Genomic DNA, 20,401 nt, shown 5'->3' with positions numbered 1-20,401 from the left:
GACCGTCATGTCATCCAGTGCACGTTTGCAACGTATGAACCATGGCAGCCAATTCAGGGCGTTCAGCCTACGTGGTGACCAGTACGCAAAACCAATCGATCCATTTTTGGGTGTCGATCACGCGTGGATCAGCGGGCCGACGTTCCCACCCCATCCTCATGCAGGTTTTTCAGCAGTCTCGTACCTGTTTTTGGACTCGGAAACAGGCATCGACAACCGAGACTCGTTGGGTAACCGCAATCTGATTCAACCGGGCGGGCTGCACTGGACGGCAGCAGGTCAAGGCATCGTGCATGAGGAGGTTCCGGCTGAATCCGGCAAGACCGTCCACATGCTTCAGATATTCATCAATTTGCCGGAGCGACAGCAGAACGCTGCGCCATTTGCGATAAGTCTCGAAGCTCAGGATGTGCCTGTCATATATACACAAGGAGCAAAGATTCGCGTGCCTTTCGGAAGCTTCGAGGGTGCGGTGTCACCGCTGGTAGTGCCTACAGAAGTACGCCTTCTAGACATCTCACTGGAGGATGGGAGTGAAGTCGCGATCTCTATTCCCGAGGGGCATGTCGCCTTCGTGATGCCCATCGACGGTGAGGTTTTGGTTGACGGCAAACCCTTCGACCTGACTAAGCCCGAGGCTGCTGTAGATCTGCCACAAACAGCGGATCGAGTTGTGACTCTGACTGCAAAGAGTGGCAACGCCAAAGCGGTCATATTTTCAGGCGTTCCTTTGAACCAGCCTGTGTTCTGGCAAGGGCCCCTGGCGCTTGCTTCCGCAGAGGCATTGACCAATGCAGTCAGTGGATATCAGCGCGGTGCATTTCGAACTCTGCAAGCTGCCAATTGAAGTTAATGATCCCCAACCGGGGTGATACACCCCATACAGTCGCTAGGAGAAAGACCATGACGTACGAAAAATTCAGTGCCGACAATACTGCACTCCTGCTGATCGACCACCAGGTCGGCACCATGGGTTGGGCGAAGTCCATGCCGTTTGAAGAACTCAAACGCAACGCGCTGATGCTCGCCAAAGCTGCTCGCATTCTCAAGCTTCCAGTCGTGCTGACGTCCAGTATGGAGGAGTATGCACAAGGCCCTCTGCTGAGTGAGCTGGAAGAGATCCTTCCGACCGAATTCACCGGTCGCATCAAGCGCCTGGGCATCGTGAATGCAATGGACGACGAAAACTTCGCCGCTGCCGTGAAAGCCACAGGCCGCAAAAAACTCATCATCGCTGGTGTGACCAACGACGTCTGCACTGTATACCCGGCGCTGTCGCTAGTACGCGATGGCTTCGAAGTTCAGGTCGTGGCTGACGGTGGTGCTTCGCCTACTGCTATGGCTGATGACATCGCTTTGCGCCGCATGGATAAAGCCGGCGTGACCCTCACTACCACCAACCAGTTGATCGCCGAGTTGGCAGGCAGTTGGGCCACCCCAGAAGGCGGTCAGTTGGTTCAGGTGCTGATGGAAGCATTTGGCGACTGATCCATGATCATGATCAAAGGAGCCGAGATGTCGTTCCTTTGATTCATCAACAATAGAGGCGACGAATGAGTCGCCTTTTTGCAATGCCGTCGACAGGGCGTCACCTCCTTCATGGTTGTCCTCATCACCGGATCTTGAACGAATGGCTTCAGACAAAGAGATCACCATCATCGACGGTTCACTCGCCGGACTCACCCTAGCACTCGCCTGCGCAGCATCAGGTTTAACAGTTCGTGTACCTGAACACTCCGAAAGACACGCCTTAGGTGGCGACAGCCTAACCGTCGACTCGGCTCTTCTCACAACAACCGGGTACGATCCCCGCGTGCCACCTGCGCTCCCTGTCGTCCCGGCCTACAGAGACCTCACTACCTGGCCAGCGCTCTATGGCTGGTTACGAGATCGAGTGAACAAGACTCCCGGCATAGTGCTTGAAGGCGACAGACGAGTGTCTTCTGTTTCTGACCTGGACGACTCAGTTCAAATCACCTTCGCAGATGACCATCAGCAAACGGCACCAGTGGACATTGGGGCGGATGGTTATCGCAGCGTTGTTCGACGAGCCATATCACCTGAGGCCCCGTTTGCGCGATACGCGGGCTATCTCGTATGGCGTGGCCTTGTTGAGGAGCGAGCGCTCCAAAAACCGGTGTCCTGGCCCTCGGATGGTGGCGTTTGGATCGAGTTCGTAGGCGGTTATCGATTCGTTGCTGCAACGCTGCCAGGCCGCGACGGCTCTGTTCAGCCTGGACAGCGACAAATCACATTTGCCTGGTTTGATGCCCATCAAGATGAGCTGTTGCGTCGTACTGATTGCTTGACCGCAGAAGGGCATGTTGTCGGAACTCTCGCCCGAGGCCTGATCGATGACAGTGTCAAATCCGCACTAGAGAATCGTGCCCAGACCATATGGCCGGAAAGATGGCGGGAAGCGGTGCTGGCAGGTATCCGCTCTCCAAACACGCTTAGCGGCTCTCCCATCGCTGAATACCTTCCCCAGCGGCTTGCCCGAGGCAACATGGCGATCATTGGTGACGCTGCGCACTTCATCACGCCGATGACAGGCAGAGGGCTTTTGACTGCCATGGAGGACGCTTCGACCGTGGCGCAGCTGCTGGCGAGGCGAAGCCCCGGAGAAACCTTAGCTACGGTGCTCGCGCGTTATGAGCAGGCTCGGCTGCCATTCATCAGGGGATTGGTGAAGCACTCAATTAACATTAGCCGCGAGTATGTGGAACTCGCCCGAGCATGAGGAGAGGCGGGCAGACGGTTAAATCGCCAGAGTCCGCTTTGGGTCGCCAGCTACCGGTCAAGGCGCTCCCATTGCGCTGGTCAAATCCGATGCAAACAGCTGGTCAGGTCGAATGCAAATGACCGATCAGCGGCAATGCAAACGGGTGGTCAAGTGGAATGCAATTGTCCAGCCGCCAGTGAAAGCAATGTCACCAGACCGAAGGCTATCAGGAGCCTTCGCCCAACGGGCAAATTATTCAATAGGGAACGAAGAAACGGTGGCACCTTGTTATCTTCATTTTGCATCGCAGGCGTTCCCCAATGCGGCCTAGTCTGACAAGAAGTATTGCCTCTTCGACCGACCGCATTCGGGGTTCATCTGCTGCTTGCCGCAGGTTTACGAAATGCGGTTTAGCAGAGACTGAACAAGTGCCCTCCCCAAGCTAATTTCCTCGTCATTAACCAGGTGCCCCATGCCTGGATACACGGCGAGTTGTACGTCTGCCCCCATGCGCTCAAAGACCCTGACCGTCTCTACGGTGCGCGACAGAGGAACCCATACATCTTCATCGCTGTTACCCAGGAAAACCGGTGTTCCCCACAGGATTCCCGGAGTCAACCAGGAGGTTCCTTCCGGGCCGATCAGCCCACCGGTATAAGCGATAAGTCCGCCCCAACGTGCAGGGTGTCGGTAGAGGTATTCACACGCCAGGCAGGCCCCCTGAGAGAAGCCAATCAGCACAATCTGCGACCGCGCGATACCACACTCCTCCAACTGAACCACCAGTAATTCGATACGCTCCAAGGCGAAGTCGAGAAATGGTTGATTACTGGCCAGCGGTGCCATGAACTTGTCTGGGTACCAGGAGTTTCCGGCGGCCTCTACCGCCACGCAGGCCAGATCGGGAGTGCCTAGCCGCTGCGCAATCGCGAACATATCTGCCGGTGATTGCGTACGCCCGTGGATAAGGATTGCCACTACCCCCGCAACCTCTGGAGCCGGGCCCGAGGTTTGCAGCGGCGCCTGCATATGGACGTTTTCGCTCATCATCGTCTCTCCCTAGTACTTCAAGGGCTCGAGATACGCAGCAATTTCTTCGGCGCGGGCGGCCATCTGCGGCGGCACCTGGATAGTCTTGCCCAAGTCCTCATAGGTTTCGTCCACCAAAAAACCCTTGGGCTTGGAAACCGTGGCTTCGAACAGCGCTCCACCCGGCGTGCGCACATACACGGAGTCAAAGTATCCGCGGTCTTTGCGGTCGGAAACGTCGGTATAGCCCAGGCCCTCGAGGTGCAACTTCACGTCCCGCTGGACGTCCAGACCGCTAACCTCAAAAGCGCAGTGGTGTACCACGCCTTCACCGTATGCCCACGAGCCTTGCGGCAGATCCGCGTCGAGTTCGAAGTCAATAATGGTGCCGCTCCCACCCTTACCCACTTCGTAGCGGCTGTAGATACCGTCGGTATTTTTCAACGAGCCGCTCCAGCCGTAATGCATGAACTCGCTGGAGTTCTCCAGATCACGCACCGACACGGTGATGCCGTGGGTACCACGGATGCCGAAGCCCTCGGGAACCACCCCGTTGGAGTATGGCTTGCGGTCATCGTCGGCAATGCCGACCAGCTCGTAACAAATGCCGCAGGGGTGAGCGAAGTGCAGTAGTTTTTCACCGAAACGTTCCTGGAATTCAGGTTTGAAGCCATGGTTCTCCAGGTGCTTGGCCCAGAACACCAATGATGACTCTGGAACCGATAGCGCTAGGGTCTTGATTTGGCCGCTACCTTGTCGTGCCTTACGGCCAGACTGGCGGAACGGAAAGCAGGTAATCAACGTGCTTTCTTCACCCAAATCATTTCCGTAATACAGGTGGTAGATGGGATCTTCACCATCGTAAAGCCCGGTCTTCTTGACACTTTTAAGGCCCAACACCTTGGTGTGGAAGTCGTAGTCCTCCTGCGCACCGCCGACGTTGAGAGTGATGTGGTGATGACGCTGGATATGCGGATTGAGCTTCATGACGTTCTCCTTTTGTTAGTTTTTACGAACGTGATCAGGGACGGTGGCCATTAAAAGCGTTCTCGAGCAGCTCCCAAATGGCCGCTGGCTCGATCGGGCGCGGGTTCCAATAGGGAGAAGAGCAGGCGATATCAACTGCTCGGGCGATGTCCGCCTCGTTCATGCCTATGTCAGCAAGGCGAGTCGGCGCACCATGCTTGGCCGCCAAGTCAAACAGCCCTTGCGCTGCGCTTTCAGCGCCCAAGGCACGAGCAATCCGGGCCATTACGTCGGGCGTCGCATCAGCGTTGTAGGCCACGGCATGAGGCAACACTACGGTGTGGGTTTCGGCATGCGGTAAATCGAAACTGCCACCCAGGGTGTGGCACAACTTGTGGTGGATGGACATACCCACTGCGCCAAGGCACACACCACATGCCCAGGCACCGAAAAGCGCATCGGAGCGCGCCTCCTTGTCCGCAGGATTCACCTGAAGGCTGGGGAGGGCCCGGGCGATGGCGGCGATGCCTTGCTCGGCGAGCATCGAGATCAGCGGGTTGGCGTCTTTCGAGTAGAGTGCTTCGACAGCGTGGGCAATAGCGTTCATACCACTGGTCACCGTCATCGTCGGCGGCAGGCTCAGGGTCAGATCCACATCGTAGATGATGACTTCGGGCAGCACTTTCAGCGTGCGCTGAGTTGTCTTCAGGCCCTTCTCGGTTTGCCCAATGATGGGGGTCGCCTCGGAGCCGGCGTAGGTCGTGGGAATAACGATTTGAGGAAGGTCGGTATTCAGGGCAATTGCCTTCCCCAGACCAATCGTAGATCCACCGCCCAGCGCCACCACGCAGTCAGCGCCACTATTTTTAACCACTTCAAGTGCTTCGCGGGTGACCTCAACTGGCGTGTGCATGGTGGCATTGTCGTAGAGCCCGATGGCCAGCTCGCCGAGTTGCGATACCAGCGCTTCACCAGCTTCACGCTGAAATGGAGTGGTTAACACCAATGCCCGGGAGCATCCTAAGCCGCGAATCTCGTCGGCAACTTGGGCTAGCGTGCCAAAGCCAAATACCACCCGCGAAGGCAATGCGTTGTAAACGAACGGCTGCATGCAACTCTCCTAGCTCAAGTTTGACCCGGTTGACGATGCACTCACAAACGCTCTGCAGCACATCAACCGATCTGAATATTTGTACGGACAACTTAAATCCTGAAAGAATAAACTGTCAAACAATTTCTCTGAATAATTCACACATGAGCCACATCCAAATAAATTCGGTTAAAATATTTGTACGAACAAGAAAGGAATGAAAAAATTGGCGCAGCCTATTCGGCGCCCCCCCCAACGGTGACAACCCCCTACAACTCTCGCGGTGTCTCCAAAGTGTCGATACGGTCAATCAGTGACAGAACCCGGCGAGCGCGGTACGCAATCGGGTAATCAATCAAAAGGCCATCCACCTGAATGGCCGCCAAGCCTTGTTCTTCAGCTTGGCGAAATGCCTCGTCGATACGCCGCGCCTGCTCAACCACTTCATCCGAAGGTCGCATGGCCGCGTTGGCTAATTCGATCTGGTTGGGGTGAATGCACAGGCGCCCCTGGAAGCCGTGCCGTCGTGTGCGGTCTACGGCTTGCGCATAACCAGCCGAGTCATTCACACGCAGCCAGGCGACATCAATGGGGGCGTCAATTCCCGCCGCGCGTGAAGCGTGAACTGCCAAATTTCGATAGTAGAAAATCTCTTCCTCACCAATGGTTTGTTCGAGCCCCAGGTCATACGTAAGATCTCCCGAGCCAACTGCTAGGCGTCTGACTCGTGGGCATGCTGCGGCGATTTGGAAGATCTGCGCGAAGCCTTTGGCTGTTTCAACAAGCGGGATCAGATCGAATTGGCCCACCGGCATACCGCGCTCACGCTCGATCTGCCCGATAAGCCAATTCACCTGGCGCAACTGTTCGGCGCTTTCCACTTTGGTCAGCATCAGACCGTCAATCCCTGGCCGCACCACGGCTTGAATATCACCAAAGGCAAACTCGGTTTCCAGTGAGTTAATGCGCACATAACCCAGGCAAACTCTGGGCAACATCAGCGCTTCGATCACCATGCCTCTAGCTGCGACTTTCTCGGAAAGCGGACATGCGTCCTCCAGATCCAATGCAACTGCGTCCGCACCCAAGGTGAGCGCTTTATGAGAGCGACGAGGCTGATTGCCTGGCGCAAATAACATCGACCTAATCATCCTAACGCCTCACAAATTTGTTCGTACAAATATCAGCAGAGCTACGCTTTTCGGTCAACTTTATTTTTTATTTTTTAAAAAATATCTTATATATCAGCTAATTAAATGTTTTAACCAGCCAATGCGGTCGAAAAGCTAACGATGATCGACTTCAGTGCAACCCAAAAATTTGTACGCTACATATTGACACCGCACAACCAAACGCCATAGAAATGTAGGCAATCGAGCCTGACTGGCTCAAACGCTCCTTGAACAATCACAAAAAACAGGGCGAAAGACATGAGCAATCGTGTGAAGTCATACAAGCCGAAGGATCTCCACGCCTCTTCGCAAGCGCCCTTGAGCTTGGCAGCTCAAGGAAGTTTTTGGGTTGGCATTGATAGGCTTAACACTGCGGTGGGCACCTGTGTAACCGGCCAGATGTACGTCGAATATTGGATTCCCTCCCACCTGCGCTATGAAACGCCTTTGGTGATGATCCATGGCGGTGGCGGTCAAGGGTTGGACTATTTGCAAACAGCAGATGGACGACCAGGGTGGGCCCACTGGTTCGTCAGACAGGGCTACGCCGTTTACGTGGTGGACCGGCCTGGGCACGGCCGCTCGCCTCTGCACCCAGATCTGCTCGGGGAGATGAGCTCACCGCCGACCTACGAATTTCTTTCGAGCCTTTTTTCAGCTCCGGCCAAAGGACCGATGGCTTGGCCAGGTGCCGACTTGCAGACCCAATGGCCTGGTGAGGGGACCATTGGCGATCCAGCTCTGGACCAATTCATTGCAAGCTCCGGCCCCTCCCCGGCGATGGCAACCATGCACGCCCTAATGCGCAAAGCAGGCGGTGAACTGCTTGATCTCATTGGCCCAGCGGTACTGCTGACCCATTCAGCCGGGGGGCCTTGCGGGTGGATGGTCGCCGATGAACGTCCGGCTCTGGTTAAAGCCGTTATCGCCGTTGAGCCATTGGGCCCTCCTTTTGTAGACCGCCCCACCGGTAGTCTTCATTGGGGGATCACCGCGGCCCCGCTGACCTTTGTCCCCCCTGCGGCTTCACCGGCCGACTTGACTCATGAGGAACGGCCAGCTCCTCCCGGCTGCATCCCTTGCCTGGTCCAGCAGGAGCCCGCTCGCCAGCTACCGAACTTCCAGGGTTTCCCCATCGTGGTTGTTACCGCGCAAGCCTCATGGATGGCGATGGACAACCACGGCACCGTGGACTTTCTCCGGCAGGCCGGTGCTTCAGTCGAGCATATACGCCTCGAAGAGGCCGGCATCGCCGGCAACGGGCACGCCATGATGCTGGAGAAGAACAGCGATTCGATTGCGGCGCTGCTCGGGTCCTGGCTCAGCGAAAACGTCAAGTAGCCCGCCCCTCAAGTCGCCGGCCAGCCAAGCGCTGGTCACCCCGACCCGGAACCCGAAACGTGGCCCGATCTGGAGAGTGTTGAAATGTCAGAAAGCAAAGTCATCATCGTGGGCGCAGGCCCCACCGGACTCATTACCGCATTGGGCCTTGCTAGGTCAGGTGTAGACGTGACTGTCATTGAGCGCGAGCCCGCTATCGTCAATTCCCCACGAGCGATGGTGTATCACTGGTCAGTGCTAGCAGGCCTGGATCAATTGGGTATCCTGCAGGACGCCGAAAAACTAGGTTTTCGCAAACAGGAGTATAGCTACCTGGTATTTGCCACCAAGGAGCGCATCGAGTGGAACCTGAAGGACCTCGAACCCCATACGCCCTACGCCTACAACCTTCATCTGGGGCAAAACAAACTCGCTGAAGTCGCCTTGGCGCATCTGCTACGGCTACCCAATGCGAAGGTGATCTGGAACACCAAGGTAATAGGCCTTGAGCAAGACGAACACATGGCGACACTCACGGCCGAACAAGACGGACAACTGCGTACATACAGCGCCGACCGCGTTGTTGCCGCTGATGGGGCCCGCAGTGCGGTGCGTGAACTGCTGGATATCGAGTTCGAAGGCACAACCTGGCCAGAGCGCTTCGTGGCAACCAACATTCGCTACGACTTTGAACAGCATGGCTACGCGCGCTCCACTCTGATGATCGACCCTAAATACGGCGCAATCATCGCCAAGATTGATGACACCGGCCTGTGGCGCTGCACCTATTGCGAAAGTGCGGACTTGCCCGAAGACAGAGTTCTAGAACGCATGCCGGAGTTCTTCAAAGTCATCCTGCCGGGCGTCACGAACTACGAACTGGTGCAGTACTCCCCCTATCGCATGCACCAGCGTGCCGCACAGCGCTTCCGCGTCGGCCGCGTCATTCTGGCTGGCGATGCAGCCCATGCGACCAACCCAACTGGCGGGCTGGGCCTAACATCCGGTCTGTTCGACGCCTATGCGCTTTACCCAACCCTGACAGCGGTAATGCGCGGCGATGCCGACGAAAATGTACTCGATCACTGGGCTGACGAACGCAAAGAGAAGTTCCTCAAGATTGCATCGCCGCAGGCCAGCGAGAACAAACGCCTGATCTACCACTCGGCAGACCCCAAGCGCCTGGAAGAAGACCTCACTCGTTTGCGCCGCTTGGCTAGCGACAAAGAATTCCGCCTGGAACGCCTGCTGTTTTCTCGCCAGTTAGAAACCCAACCCTCCGCCCCCAACCGTTATTTTTAAGGAGCAGCCCATGAGTACCTTCGACAACACGGCTCTGGTGCGCAAGTACATGGAGTTAGTAGCCGCAAGCGATATCGACTCAGCGCTGGACCTGGCCGCAGACGATGCCACCTTCTGGCACCCCATGTCCGGCACTGTGGGCAAGGAGGCGCTGCGTGAGCAGTTCAAGCAGCTCGGTACGTTGATGCGCTCCTTCTCCAGTCAGGTAATCACCACCACCGCAGAGGCGGATCGGGTCTCTGTCGAGGTTGAGGCGCAGGCAGAGTTCAGCAATGGGCGGCACTACCAAAACCAGTACCACTTCATGTTCGTGGTACGCGACGGGAAGATCCAGGCATCGCGCGAATACGTTGATAGCGCACCGGTCAAGGCTGCGTTTTTTTGATTCATCAGTGACCGCGTTCCCAATAACAACAACTATGAGGACCTGAAGAATGAGTAACCTGGCTGAGCAGCTTTCGGAAGCTGTCGAAGATTTGCCCTTCGTGGAAGCCGAGATCAACTATGCCGGCGACATTGCAGGGCGTGCCGTATTTGATGTCGTTGACCACGCCAACATGAACGTTGCCTTTGTGCCCAACACTGTACGTATTCACGATCTGCGCGAGGTTCGCGAGCAGTTCAATCTGGACACACACGGCTTTGCCTATGTTCGCCACCCTAGCTCCGCCGCTACCCGTTCGGAACTGCGCGAGCAAAATCTCACCCTGCAAGGCGTGCATAGCGAGATCAACGAGACCTATCAGGCCGAGATCGCTGCCTACCTGCAACAACTAACCGGTGCTCGGGAAGTCATAGCCCAAACCAGCGGCCTGCTGGTGCGTACCTCCAATCGTGCGAAAAAGAAATCCTGGGCAACCCCAGCCACCTTTGTTCACCTGGACTTCACCGAAAACTCCGCAAACAAGTTCCTGAAGTGGTCTGTGGAGGAGATCGGCCTCGAGCTCAAACCCTATCGGCGCTTTATGGTATTCCAGACCTGGCGTGTCATTTCCGGCGCACCACAGGACAACACACTGGCCATCTGCGACGGCCGCAGCGCTTCTGGCTCGGACGCCATCGTGATGGATTCAGTGATCGGTCCGCGTGATAAACCAGGGGCCTTTTTCGAGTCACGCCTGTGTTTGAGCAACCCCGGGCATCGTTGGTATTACTTATCCGATATGGCACCCGAGGATTTGCTGATTTTCAAAGGCTTCGACAGCGACATCCCCACGTCCATGAATGCCATGCACACCGCATTCGAGATTCCTTCGGCATCGGATCAAGCGATTCCGCGTACCAGTGTTGAAGCTCGCTTCTTCGCCTTCTTCGACTGACGCGGCATAACGTTAAGGAACACCGCAATGACCCAACAATGGCTTGAAGGAAAGGTCGCTATCGTTACCGGTGGCGGCCGCGGGCTTGGCCGCGCACATGCATTGGCCTTGGCAGAAGCAGGCGCCCGAGTACTGGTAAACGATCTGGGCGGAAGCGACCGCGGCGGCGGTGCCAGCGAAGCACCCGCCCATGACGTCGTGAAGGAAATACGCGCTGCCGGCGGTCAGGCCGAAGCGAACACATCGTCGGTTTCGGACTGGGACAGTGCGCGCAGCGTGGTCGAAGATGCTATCCGGCATTTTGGCCGCCTTGACATCGTGGTGAACAACGCCGGAATCTCGCGCTTCGGCACGGACATCGCCACCATCACCAAGGAAGACTGGGAAATAACCCTGGCCGTCAACCTCACCGGCACTGCAGCCGTGTCGCACTGGGCCGCCGCTTACTGGCATGAACTAGGGCCCGAGAGCGGCCGGGCGATCATCAACACCTCGTCACCAGCGGGTGTAAACCCCATGCCAGGCAGCCCGGCGTATTGCGTTTCCAAAGCAGCGGTGGCGGCTCTGACACAGAGCTCTGCAGCAGAGTTGGCGCGCTTGGGTGTGCGAGTTAACGCACTGGCCCCAATGGCGCGCACCCGTATGACTGACGCGGTACCGATTGTCGACGCAATGATGCCCCGCACCGAAACCTTCGATCCCTATGCGCCAGGCAACGTGGCGCCACTTGTGGTCTACCTAGCCTCGTCGGATTGCCGTTTTACCGGCCGTGTGTTCGGCATTGGTGGCGGTCGCACCTATCTCTTCAGCGGCTGGAGTGCCACTGAAGAGATTCTGGTGGCCGATGACAACCTAAGCGTTGCCGGTATCGCGGCGGCATTGCAACAGGTGCCGATCTCGGAACGGCCGCAGATCATTATGCCCGGTGCTCGCTTGGAAAAACCCTTCCCGGACGAGGACATCCTCCAGGCGCTGAGCCAGGCCTAGAGCCTGACGCAGCGGTTACCACCGAGCCGACGAGCGAATTGTCGTAGTGATCACTTCGTTGCGTTTCACTGAATGGATGTCTGTTTGGCGTAACGCAATGGCGGCATGCCGAAGCGCCGTTTAAACAGCTCCCTGAAGGCTCGCTCCGACTGGTAACCCACCTGCTCGGCCACCAACGCAACGGGACGGCCGGCACGGATGGCCTCAGCCGCCATTTGCATGCGCAACGCAATCAGGTAATCGATAGGCGACTGCCCCACCAGCTTGGTGAATAACCGGCCGAACGTTTGCCGAGACATTCCCGCCCGCTCCGCTAACGCCTCTGCCGTCCAGGACGCCTCAGGATGGGAATGCATGGACACCAATGCCTGACTGATGCGCCGATCGGCCAATCCACGCAGCCAGCCAGTGCTATGGGACGGCAGTGACAGGGCGTAAGCGCGAATAAAACTCGTCAGAATCAGGTTGGAAAGGTGGCTGGCAGTGGCTGTGTAACCGTTGTGGCTCGCCGTGTTCTCGCAAACGAGGAAATCCAGCAGCGTGCCGATCCAAGGGAACAAACCACTGGCACTGCCACGCAGGTGAATGACCGGAGGCAGGGCCTTGGTCAGCACATTGCCGTCTCCTGCCTGCAGCAGAAATGCCAAGGTCAGCATACGCCCCACCTTGTTGCCCTCACCCAGCTCCAACCCAGTCAAGGGCGCGGCCTGTCTGTGTCCGGGCGCCAGCAGCGGCAAGCCGCGGTCCGTCCAGTAGCTTTGCAGATCAGCACGTGCGGCAGCAGGACTGGAAGCCAACGCGTAGGGCAAGCCACGCAACAGCAATACTGAGTCACCAGGCTCCAGGTAAATGGGCTCCCGGTCTTTGACTAACAACCAAAAAGGCGAGTCGATGCAGCAGTGAGCGAGAGAGTAATTATCTGAAAGTGGCGGCATGTCCAACCCCCAATTCTCCCTCAGCTCAAAGATGCCCGCTGAATTGGCCTCCACCTTAAGTGACAGCAGTACATCACCGAGAAGATCCATAACCAAACCCTACGCAATACAGCCGAAATTCGATACAACATAGCATGGATCGAAACAGGAGCGCCCCGTACTCTGAGCTCACAAATACAACAACAAGTCTGGAGGAGAGCCTCATGTTTCTCAAAAATTGCTGGTATGTCGCAGCATGGGATTATGAGATCGAAGACGGTCTGGTCTCGCGCACCATCATCAACGAACCGGTGGTGCTTTACCGTAAAACCGACGGCAGCATTGCCGCCTTGCAAGACCGTTGCTGCCATCGCTCGGCGCCGTTGTCTATCGGCCGAAAAGAAGGCGACTCGGTACGCTGCATGTACCACGGGTTGAAGTTCGACGAGAGCGGAAAGTGCGTCGAAATTCCAGGGCAGGACAGCATTCCTCCTCAGGCCTGTGTCCGAGCCTTTCCCGTTATCGAGCAAGACAGCTGGGTATGGGTATGGATGGGTGATCCGGCCAAAGCGGATCCAGCGCTGATCCCGCCGGCAGTGGCACTGAATGACCCCGACTGGATCTTTCGCTCCGGCAGCATCGACTACGACGCCAACTACCAACTGGTGAACGACAACCTGTTGGATTTCTCTCACCTGTTTTTCCTCCACAAGGACAGCTTTGGCGTAGGGGAAGATTGGGCACACACTCGTCCTAAAGTTGTGCGCCTTGAGCGAGGTGTACGGGTTCAACGGTGGATGCCAGACCAGCCAGTGCCCAATCACCTGAGAGCTGCGGTGAATATGGAAACCATGGACCTGTTCAGCACCTACGACTACTTGGCCGCCGGTGTGATGGTGATGCATTCCTATGGCTTCCCTGGCGGCACCGTCAAACAGTTCGACGGCCAGGAGCCCCATGGCATCCGCCCACTCCGCCACGACGTTACCTGCCAAGCGATCACGCCCCTCACCGATGACAGCTCGCGCTATTTCTTCTCTTGGGCGCCAAACCGCAACACCATTTTGGGCAGTACCGATGAGATCGCCGACGGCATGCTGCTCATTGCGCGCAAGGCCTTCGAAGAAGACCGGATCATGATCGAGGCACAGGCGCGTGTGCTTAAACAAACGCCTAATCCAAAACAGGTGCCAATCGCCTTCGACAATGCGCTGTCGCAGATGCGCTGGGTGCTGGACAAGTTGATCAAGGAAGAAAATCAGCCGGAAAGCCAGCCGGCCCTCCACGCCGTCGCCGTGCAGTAATCGCGGCGCAGCGACTTTCCCTTGAGCATTTGCCGGCCACACTGCCACCGCAGATGTTGCCGGTAGCGAAGGAACATCTCGATGTCCGACCTGACGTTGCGCATTAGCGCCATCAATGCCGAAGCCAAGGACGTCCTTAGCTTCGAGCTGACCTCACTTGACGGGCAAGACTTGCCGCCCTTCAAGCCAGGGGCGCATTTGGAAATACACCTGCCCAATGGCTTGATAAAGCACTACTCACTCAGCAACAACAGCGTTGAGCGTAACCGCTACGTAGTGGGCGTGAGCCTCTCGCCCGTTAGTCGTGGCGGCTCAAGCTTCCTGCACGGAGGTATGCGGGTGGGCGACAGCATCCGCACCAGCCTTCCGCGCAACCATTTCCCGCTGATCGAAAGCGCTGAGCGCTACGACTTCATTGCCGGCGGCATTGGCATTACCCCAATCCTCGCCATGATTCGCTGGTGTGTGGACAACGGTAAGGACTGGCATCTTCACTATTTGGCCCGCAGTCGGCTTCGGGCGGCTTTCTTTGAAGAGCTGCAGCAACTGTCCGCGCACAAGGTCAGCTACCACTTTCTCGATGAGCAAGATGGTCAGCCCCTTGATATCGAAGGGGCAGTGTCTGCGATGCCCTGGAACAGCCATATTTACTGCTGCGGCCCTGGTCCGCTGATGGAGAGAGTGAAAGACGCTACAGCTGAGCGCCCGGCCGAGCACGCCCATTTCGAATGGTTTTCCGCAGCGCCCAAGGTGGATAGCGAGTTGGCGACCAGCTTCTCAGTGATAGCCCGACGCAGCGGACTAACCGTCAGTATCCCTCCCGACCAGAGCATACTCGAGGTCCTGGAAAATAGTGGTATCGGCCTACCCTTTTCCTGCCGAGAAGGCCTTTGCAGCAGCTGTGAAACGCGGGTAATCGCCGGCATCCCAGATCACCGCGACCTGGTTTTGTCGGAGCAACAGAAAGCCACTAATCAAACCATGTTGATCTGCGTCTCGCGCTCCAAAAGCGAAGTATTGGAGCTGGATGTGTAGCACCCACATTGTGCAGGCCGGCATCCCGAAAAAAATCTTCAGCCAGCCTTCACACTTGGCCCCTAAGACTCGGGTAGAGATTCGGCGGCAACGCCACCCCATGCAAACAACAAGAGGAGAGCATATGTCTGGTAATCGTGGTGTCGTGTACCTCGGCGCGGGCAAGGTCGAAGTGCAGAAAATCGACTATCCAAAAATGCAGGATCCGCGTGGTCGAAAAATTGAGCATGGGGTCATTCTCAAAGTGGTTTCCACCAATATCTGCGGCTCTGACCAACACATGGTCCGTGGCCGCACCACCGCGCAGGTTGGTTTGGTGCTCGGCCATGAAATCACCGGTGAGGTCATCGAAAAAGGCAGCGACGTTGGGCACCTGAAAATCGGGGACCTAGTATCGGTACCGTTCAACGTGGCGTGCGGTCGTTGCCGCTCCTGCAAAGAGCAACACACCGGTGTCTGCCTGACAGTTAACCCGGCTCGTGCCGGCGGCGCTTATGGTTACGTGGACATGGGTGATTGGGTGGGTGGCCAAGCTGAATATGTGTTGGTGCCCTACGCGGACTTCAACCTGCTCAAGCTGCCAGATCGCGACAAAGCGATGGAGAAGATTCGTGACCTGACCTGCCTGTCCGACATTCTTCCGACCGGCTATCACGGCGCAGTGACGGCCGGTGTTGGGCCGGGTAGTTCGGTTTATATCGCTGGCGCCGGTCCGGTGGGACTCGCGGCCGCAGCATCAGCACGTTTGCTGGGCGCGGCGGTTGTGATTGTGGGGGATGTCAATCCCGCTCGACTGGCACACGCCAAAGCGCAAGGCTTCGAGATTGCTGACCTGTCTACCGATACGCCGCTGCATGAACAGATTGCGGCTTTGTTGGGCGAGCCCGAGGTAGATTGCGCAGTGGATGCGGTGGGCTTTGAAGCGCGCGGCCATGGCCACGCCGGAGCACAGCATGAAGCGCCAGCGACGGTGCTCAACTCACTGATGGGCGTGGTACGCGTGGCAGGCAAGATCGGCATTCCTGGCCTTTATGTGACCGAAGACCCGGGCGCTGTCGATCAGGCGGCGAAGATGGGCAGCCTGAGCATTCGCTTTGGCTTGGGCTGGGCGAAGTCGCACAGTTTCCATACCGGACAGACGCCGACCATGAAGTACAACCGCCAGCTGATGCAGGCCATTATGTGGGACCGTATCAACATCGCCGAAGTGGTGGGCGTGCAGGTCATCAGTCTCGACGATGCTCCGCGCGGATATGGCGAATTCGATGCAGGCGTGCCGAAAAAATTCGTCATTGATCCGCACAATACCTTCCGCTCAGCCTAAGACATTATTGCCCCCGCGGCGTGCGATACCTAGAGAATTCAATTCCAGAGCGGCGGCACGACGGCCTGCCGCCCCTCATTCGACGCTACGAAACCGTGCCCGACGACCACTTGCGCTTGTGGATTAGTATAAATCATGAATGTAGAGGTGTAACGATGAGCGATTCAATTTACCAGATCCCTTTGAAACGGCTCGATGGAAAAAGTGCCACCTTGGATGAGCATCGCGGCAAGGTTCTTCTTGTCGTTAACGTAGCTTCCCAGTGCGGCTTGACGCCTCAGTATGTTGGTTTGGAGTCGCTCAGAGAGCGCTTCGCTCCTAACGGATTTCAAGTGTTGGGGTTTCCGTGCAATGACTTTGGAGGGCAAGAACCTGGTTCGTCCGAGGAGATCGCGGGTTTCTGTACTCTTAACTACAGTGTACAGTTTCCAATGTATAAAAAAATTGAAGTTAATGGCGAGTCTCGACATCCATTGTATGCTGCATTGATCGCCGAGCAACCCTCTCGGACGTCATCTGGCGATAAGACTATGTTTTCAATGTTAGAGAAACACAACCTGCTTCCAAAGTTTTCGAGCGATATTGCCTGGAATTTTGAAAAATTTCTTATTGATCGCAATGGGGATGTCGTAGAGCGCTTTGCTCCAGATATTGCACCGGAAGATCCAGTTATAGTTAAAGCAATTGAGAAGTACCTTACTTAAAACTCTTGAATAAGTCGTCATACACTTAGAGTCTCGGGTAAGGTTTTGCATAAGCAGGTTGAGTATCAACCTGCTTGTTCGAAATGAGCTTTAGCAAATTTAAACTCAGCAGCATGAGGCGCTATTGCCTGCAGATTGTTTTCTTTGGGTGAGACAAGAGTCGTATGGTATTTACGGTATAGTCAAACCGTTCAAACCGTTCAAACCGTTCAAACCGCTCGACCAGAAAGTCGATAAATACCCTGACCTTGACGGACAGGTGAGCCCGACTTTGGTAGGCAATGTTGATCGTCAACGCGGGCAACTCCCAGTCATCCAGAACGGGCACCAACCGACCAGCCACCACATCGTCAAAAACGATGTACATCGGCAGAATCAAAATACCCAACCCAGCTAGGGCGGCGGTTCGTAGCACTTGCCCGTCATTGCTCTCAAAAATACCGCTCAAGCGAATATTCTGCCGCTCCCCTGCACGCTCCATGGACAATTCATAGGGAGTGTTCGCCAAGGTATAGATCATCATGTCGTGTTGGTTCAGGTCTGCCGGTGTTCCTGGCTTGCCACGTCGCACCAGGTAGCCAGGTGCAGCACATAGAATCCGCCTGGTTTCCACCAAAGTCCGGGTAGCGATTGGCAACCACCACGTCTATTCGCAGCGCCGGGTAGCGCTGGCGAAACGCCAGCATCGTCGGCGCGAGGTGCTGCATAGCAAAAGAAAGAGAAGACGTCACTCTCAGCAGGCCTGAGGGCGCGACGGACACCTCGGCTACCGCAGCTTCTGCTTCTTGGTACGCCAGAAGCATCATTCGGGCACCGTGCAGAAAGCGCGCCCCTGCTTCTTTCACCCACAATCGTCTAGTTGTACGCTCAACTAGACGTGTACCTAAAGCTCCCTCTAGCGCACTCAGATAGCGACTGGCCGCCGCATTGGAAATGGCCAGCCGCTCTGCCGCGCTTGATACGCTTCCTAGCTCAGCAATCAACACAAACAGCTCAATCTGCTTCAGTCGATCCATCGCGGTAATTCTTCCACTAGCTGGAAAAGTTATTTCCCAATCCTAGCGTTTTTTAGCGGCAACAGAATATAATTGTACGTACATATTTAAAGGGATTTGGCCATGCGCCACATTGACGAAGAAACCATCACACAGGCCGTAATCGCGTCGCTCTCATCATGCCCTGATGACCGCCTGCGGCTGTTGATGACCAGCCTAGTCCAACACCTGCACGCGTTTGGTCGCGAGGTGAAATTGACAGAAGCCGAGTGGTACGCAGCTATAGAGTTTCTGACCGACGCGGGGCACATTACTGACGATAAGCGCCAAGAGTTCATCCTGCTCTCGGACACGTTGGGAATGTCGATGTTGGTCACCACGCTCAACAATCGCAAACCCAAGGCCTGCACCGAAACCACCGTTCTTGGCCCGTTCTATGTGGCCGCGGCGCCCATCTTCGATAACGGCGCCGATATCAGTCAAGGTGCCAAGGGCATACCGTGCTGGGTCAGAGGCCACGTGCGCGACCTTGACGGGCATCCTGTTGCCGGCGCGCTTATGGATATCTGGCAATCGGACGAAGACGGCTTCTACGACGTGCAGCACGCGGATGTACCCGGCCCTCAAGCTCGCGCACGCCTTCAGACGTTGGCCGATGGTGGTTTCCACTTCCGCTCAGTCGTGGCCACCGCCTACCCGATTCCACACGACGGACCGGTAGGAAAAATGCTCATAAGCACTGGCCGTCATCCCTGGCGACCAGCCCACGTGCACTTCCTGATAGATGCCCCAGGTTTCGAGCGCCTGGTGACTCAGGTTTTTCGCAGTAACGACACATTTCTCGATTCAGATGTCGTGTTTGGCGTGCGCCAGACCCTGGTTGCGAATTGGATTGAACACCCTCCCGGCACCAGCCCGGATGGCGACGAAATCAGCACGCCGTATTACACGCTCGACTTTGACTTTGTACTCAACCGCATCCCTTCTTGAGGTCTCCATGATCCGACACATGGTGATGTGGAAACTGCGGGGCGAAACCGCCGCAGAACAACAGGCTGCCCGGCAGATGGTCAAGGCGGCTTTCGAAGGCCTGCTCGGACGAGTCCCTGGGCTGCTCTCCATGGAAGTGGGCAGTGACGAAAGCGGTGTGGATTACGCCTGCGACGTGGTGATGATTGCCTACTTCATAGACGCCCAAGCGCTGACCGCCTATGCCACCCACTACGACCATCTGCGGGTTCGCCACGAACTGGGCGACCTGCGAACCCTCCGTTACCAAGTGGACTACCCGAGCGCTGAGCGCCCCCCAATCAACGACTCCATGAAGGCAGCACGTCATGAAACTGATCCTCACCCTCTCCTGCCCGGATCGGCCCGGCATCGTTCACACCGTCAGCGGCTTTTTGCTCAGTGAGGGCGCCAACATACTCGAAGCCGCGCAGCTTAATGATGCGTCCACTGGTTTGTTCTTTATGCGGGTCAAGTTCGAGTGCCCCAGCGACGTTCTTCCACTTGAGGTGGAAGAGCGCTTTGCCAGCGTCGCCAACGACTTCGCCATGCAAGCAAAATTCACCGTCGCCGATAGAAGAATGCCCACGGTGATTATGGTTTCTCAGATTGGGCACTGTCTGAACGACCTGTTGTTTCGCCATCGCTCAGGCCTTCTCCCCATCGATATTCGCGCCATAGTCTCGAACCACAGAGAATTTTATCAGTTGGCAGCCAGCTATGGACTGCCCTTCCACCACCTTCCGGTCAACGCGGGCAACAAGCTGGAAACCGAGCAGAAGATCCTAGACATATTCCGCGCAGAGGAGGCCGAGCTACTGGTGCTCGCGCGTTACATGCAAGTCCTTTCGGACGGTATGTGCCAGCAGCTATCTGGCCAGGTGATCAACATTCATCACTCATTCCTACCCAGCTTCAAAGGCGCGCGCCCCTATCAGCAAGCTTTCGATCGGGGGGTGAAACTCATCGGCGCGACAGCTCATTACGTCACCGCCGACTTGGACGAGGGTCCGATCATTGAGCAAGGCATTGAGCGCGTCGACCACACCATGGATCCAGCCAGCCTGACGGCCATCGGCCGCGACACCGAAAGCGTGGTGCTAGCCCGCGCCGTGAAATGGCATGCCGAGCATCGCATCCTGCTCAATGGCCACAAGACCGTTGTATTTCAGTGACACTCGTAGTCCATACAGGTCCCTCTCAGGAGAGC

The 20,401-nt window shown here is 56.5% G+C and carries 22 protein-coding genes; 15 read left to right on the top strand and 7 right to left on the bottom strand.

Annotated features, from left to right (window positions below; all coding sequences use genetic code 11):
• Positions 1–7 precede the first annotated feature (7 nt).
• From NTD80_RS20915 to NTD80_RS20905, 3 genes are all read left to right on the top strand, one after another.
• A complete protein-coding gene (locus NTD80_RS20915; protein ID WP_262134807.1) occupies positions 8–847 on the top strand; it encodes a pirin family protein in 840 nt (279 codons plus the stop codon).
• Positions 848–903: 56 nt separating this feature from the next.
• Positions 904–1,488 (top strand): isochorismatase family protein, encoded by a 585-nt coding sequence (locus NTD80_RS20910; protein WP_262134806.1) that lies wholly within the window; start codon positions 904–906, stop codon positions 1,486–1,488.
• 142 nt (positions 1,489–1,630) lie between these two features.
• Complete coding sequence (locus NTD80_RS20905; RefSeq protein WP_315974942.1) at positions 1,631–2,740, top strand: FAD-dependent monooxygenase; 1,110 nt, start codon at positions 1,631–1,633, stop codon at positions 2,738–2,740.
• A 378-nt stretch (positions 2,741–3,118) separates the two neighbouring features.
• Here the strand turns inward: NTD80_RS20905 and NTD80_RS20900 are convergent, their stop codons facing one another.
• From NTD80_RS20900 to NTD80_RS20885, 4 genes are all read right to left on the bottom strand, one after another.
• Positions 3,119–3,769 (bottom strand): alpha/beta hydrolase, encoded by a 651-nt coding sequence (locus NTD80_RS20900; protein ID WP_262134804.1) that lies wholly within the window; start codon positions 3,767–3,769, stop codon positions 3,119–3,121.
• 12 nt (positions 3,770–3,781) lie between these two features.
• Positions 3,782–4,738, bottom strand: coding sequence for a VOC family protein (locus NTD80_RS20895; protein ID WP_262134803.1), 957 nt, complete (start codon positions 4,736–4,738; stop codon positions 3,782–3,784).
• A gap of 34 nt (positions 4,739–4,772) precedes the next feature.
• Positions 4,773–5,828 carry a maleylacetate reductase gene (locus NTD80_RS20890; RefSeq protein WP_262134802.1) on the bottom strand — a complete coding sequence of 352 codons (1,056 nt, stop codon included), beginning with the start codon at positions 5,826–5,828 and terminating at the stop codon, positions 4,773–4,775.
• 248 nt (positions 5,829–6,076) lie between these two features.
• Entirely contained in the window at positions 6,077–6,946 is an 870-nt protein-coding gene (locus NTD80_RS20885) for an HpcH/HpaI aldolase/citrate lyase family protein (protein ID WP_262134801.1), read from the bottom strand.
• Positions 6,947–7,237: 291 nt separating this feature from the next.
• Here NTD80_RS20885 and NTD80_RS20880 point away from each other — a divergent pair, with 291 nt between their 5' ends.
• From NTD80_RS20880 to NTD80_RS20860, 5 genes are all read left to right on the top strand, one after another.
• The gene (locus NTD80_RS20880; protein WP_262134800.1) at positions 7,238–8,320 is read left to right on the top strand and encodes an alpha/beta hydrolase; all 1,083 of its coding nucleotides are present in this window, start codon (positions 7,238–7,240) and stop codon (positions 8,318–8,320) included.
• An 84-nt stretch (positions 8,321–8,404) separates the two neighbouring features.
• Positions 8,405–9,601: an FAD-dependent oxidoreductase gene (locus NTD80_RS20875; RefSeq protein WP_262134799.1), complete on the top strand. Its 1,197-nt coding sequence runs from the start codon at positions 8,405–8,407 to the stop codon at positions 9,599–9,601.
• A 10-nt stretch (positions 9,602–9,611) separates the two neighbouring features.
• Positions 9,612–9,986: a nuclear transport factor 2 family protein gene (locus NTD80_RS20870; RefSeq protein WP_262134798.1), complete on the top strand. Its 375-nt coding sequence runs from the start codon at positions 9,612–9,614 to the stop codon at positions 9,984–9,986.
• Between the two features lie 49 nt (positions 9,987–10,035).
• Positions 10,036–10,920, top strand: coding sequence for a CmcJ/NvfI family oxidoreductase (locus NTD80_RS20865; RefSeq protein ID WP_262134797.1), 885 nt, complete (start codon positions 10,036–10,038; stop codon positions 10,918–10,920).
• 27 nt (positions 10,921–10,947) lie between these two features.
• Positions 10,948–11,907 (top strand): SDR family NAD(P)-dependent oxidoreductase, encoded by a 960-nt coding sequence (locus NTD80_RS20860; RefSeq protein WP_262134796.1) that lies wholly within the window; start codon positions 10,948–10,950, stop codon positions 11,905–11,907.
• Positions 11,908–11,972: 65 nt separating this feature from the next.
• Here the strand turns inward: NTD80_RS20860 and NTD80_RS20855 are convergent, their stop codons facing one another.
• Positions 11,973–12,932 carry an AraC family transcriptional regulator gene (locus tag NTD80_RS20855; protein ID WP_262134795.1) on the bottom strand — a complete coding sequence of 320 codons (960 nt, stop codon included), beginning with the start codon at positions 12,930–12,932 and terminating at the stop codon, positions 11,973–11,975.
• A 113-nt stretch (positions 12,933–13,045) separates the two neighbouring features.
• Between NTD80_RS20855 and NTD80_RS20850 the strand changes: the two genes are divergently transcribed.
• The 4 genes from NTD80_RS20850 (at position 13,046) to NTD80_RS20835 (ending at position 17,188) form a co-directional block, all read left to right on the top strand.
• On the top strand, positions 13,046–14,125 hold the full coding sequence (locus NTD80_RS20850; RefSeq protein ID WP_262134794.1) for an aromatic ring-hydroxylating dioxygenase subunit alpha: 1,080 nt from the start codon (positions 13,046–13,048) through the stop codon (positions 14,123–14,125).
• Between the two features lie 81 nt (positions 14,126–14,206).
• The gene (locus NTD80_RS20845) at positions 14,207–15,160 is read left to right on the top strand and encodes a PDR/VanB family oxidoreductase (RefSeq protein ID WP_262134793.1); all 954 of its coding nucleotides are present in this window, start codon (positions 14,207–14,209) and stop codon (positions 15,158–15,160) included.
• A 124-nt stretch (positions 15,161–15,284) separates the two neighbouring features.
• Positions 15,285–16,484, top strand: a complete 1,200-nt coding sequence (gene fdhA, locus NTD80_RS20840; RefSeq protein WP_262134792.1) for a formaldehyde dehydrogenase, glutathione-independent — start codon at positions 15,285–15,287, stop codon at positions 16,482–16,484.
• Between the two features lie 155 nt (positions 16,485–16,639).
• Positions 16,640–17,188 carry a glutathione peroxidase gene (locus NTD80_RS20835; RefSeq protein WP_262134791.1) on the top strand — a complete coding sequence of 183 codons (549 nt, stop codon included), beginning with the start codon at positions 16,640–16,642 and terminating at the stop codon, positions 17,186–17,188.
• 121 nt (positions 17,189–17,309) lie between these two features.
• On the opposite strand, the gene NTD80_RS20830 is transcribed toward NTD80_RS20835, so the two are convergent.
• Together NTD80_RS20830 and NTD80_RS20825 are read right to left on the bottom strand one after the other, a co-directional pair.
• Positions 17,310–17,759: a substrate binding domain-containing protein gene (locus NTD80_RS20830; RefSeq protein ID WP_262134790.1), complete on the bottom strand. Its 450-nt coding sequence runs from the start codon at positions 17,757–17,759 to the stop codon at positions 17,310–17,312.
• Positions 17,677–18,204 (bottom strand): LysR family transcriptional regulator, encoded by a 528-nt coding sequence (locus NTD80_RS20825; protein ID WP_262134789.1) that lies wholly within the window; start codon positions 18,202–18,204, stop codon positions 17,677–17,679. Before NTD80_RS20825 ends, NTD80_RS20830 begins: the two co-directional genes overlap by 83 nt.
• A gap of 102 nt (positions 18,205–18,306) precedes the next feature.
• Between NTD80_RS20825 and NTD80_RS20820 the strand changes: the two genes are divergently transcribed.
• Genes NTD80_RS20820 through purU form a run of 3 tightly spaced genes read left to right on the top strand, consistent with a single transcriptional unit; the run spans position 18,307 to position 20,366 of the window.
• Positions 18,307–19,173 (top strand): intradiol ring-cleavage dioxygenase, encoded by an 867-nt coding sequence (locus NTD80_RS20820; protein ID WP_262134788.1) that lies wholly within the window; start codon positions 18,307–18,309, stop codon positions 19,171–19,173.
• Between the two features lie 7 nt (positions 19,174–19,180).
• The gene (locus NTD80_RS20815) at positions 19,181–19,597 is read left to right on the top strand and encodes a Dabb family protein (RefSeq protein WP_262134787.1); all 417 of its coding nucleotides are present in this window, start codon (positions 19,181–19,183) and stop codon (positions 19,595–19,597) included.
• Positions 19,521–20,366 (top strand): formyltetrahydrofolate deformylase, encoded by an 846-nt coding sequence (gene purU, locus NTD80_RS20810; protein ID WP_262134786.1) that lies wholly within the window; start codon positions 19,521–19,523, stop codon positions 20,364–20,366. Before NTD80_RS20815 ends, purU begins: the two co-directional genes overlap by 77 nt.
• Positions 20,367–20,401: the final 35 nt, after the last annotated feature.

This window comes from Pseudomonas sp. 13B_2.1_Bac1, assembly GCF_025466155.1.
In the GTDB taxonomy this organism is placed as follows: domain Bacteria; phylum Pseudomonadota; class Gammaproteobacteria; order Pseudomonadales; family Pseudomonadaceae; genus Aquipseudomonas; species Aquipseudomonas aylmerensis.
Note: the sequence above shows the minus strand (reverse complement) of the source record. Positions and strands in the feature narration are given on the sequence as shown.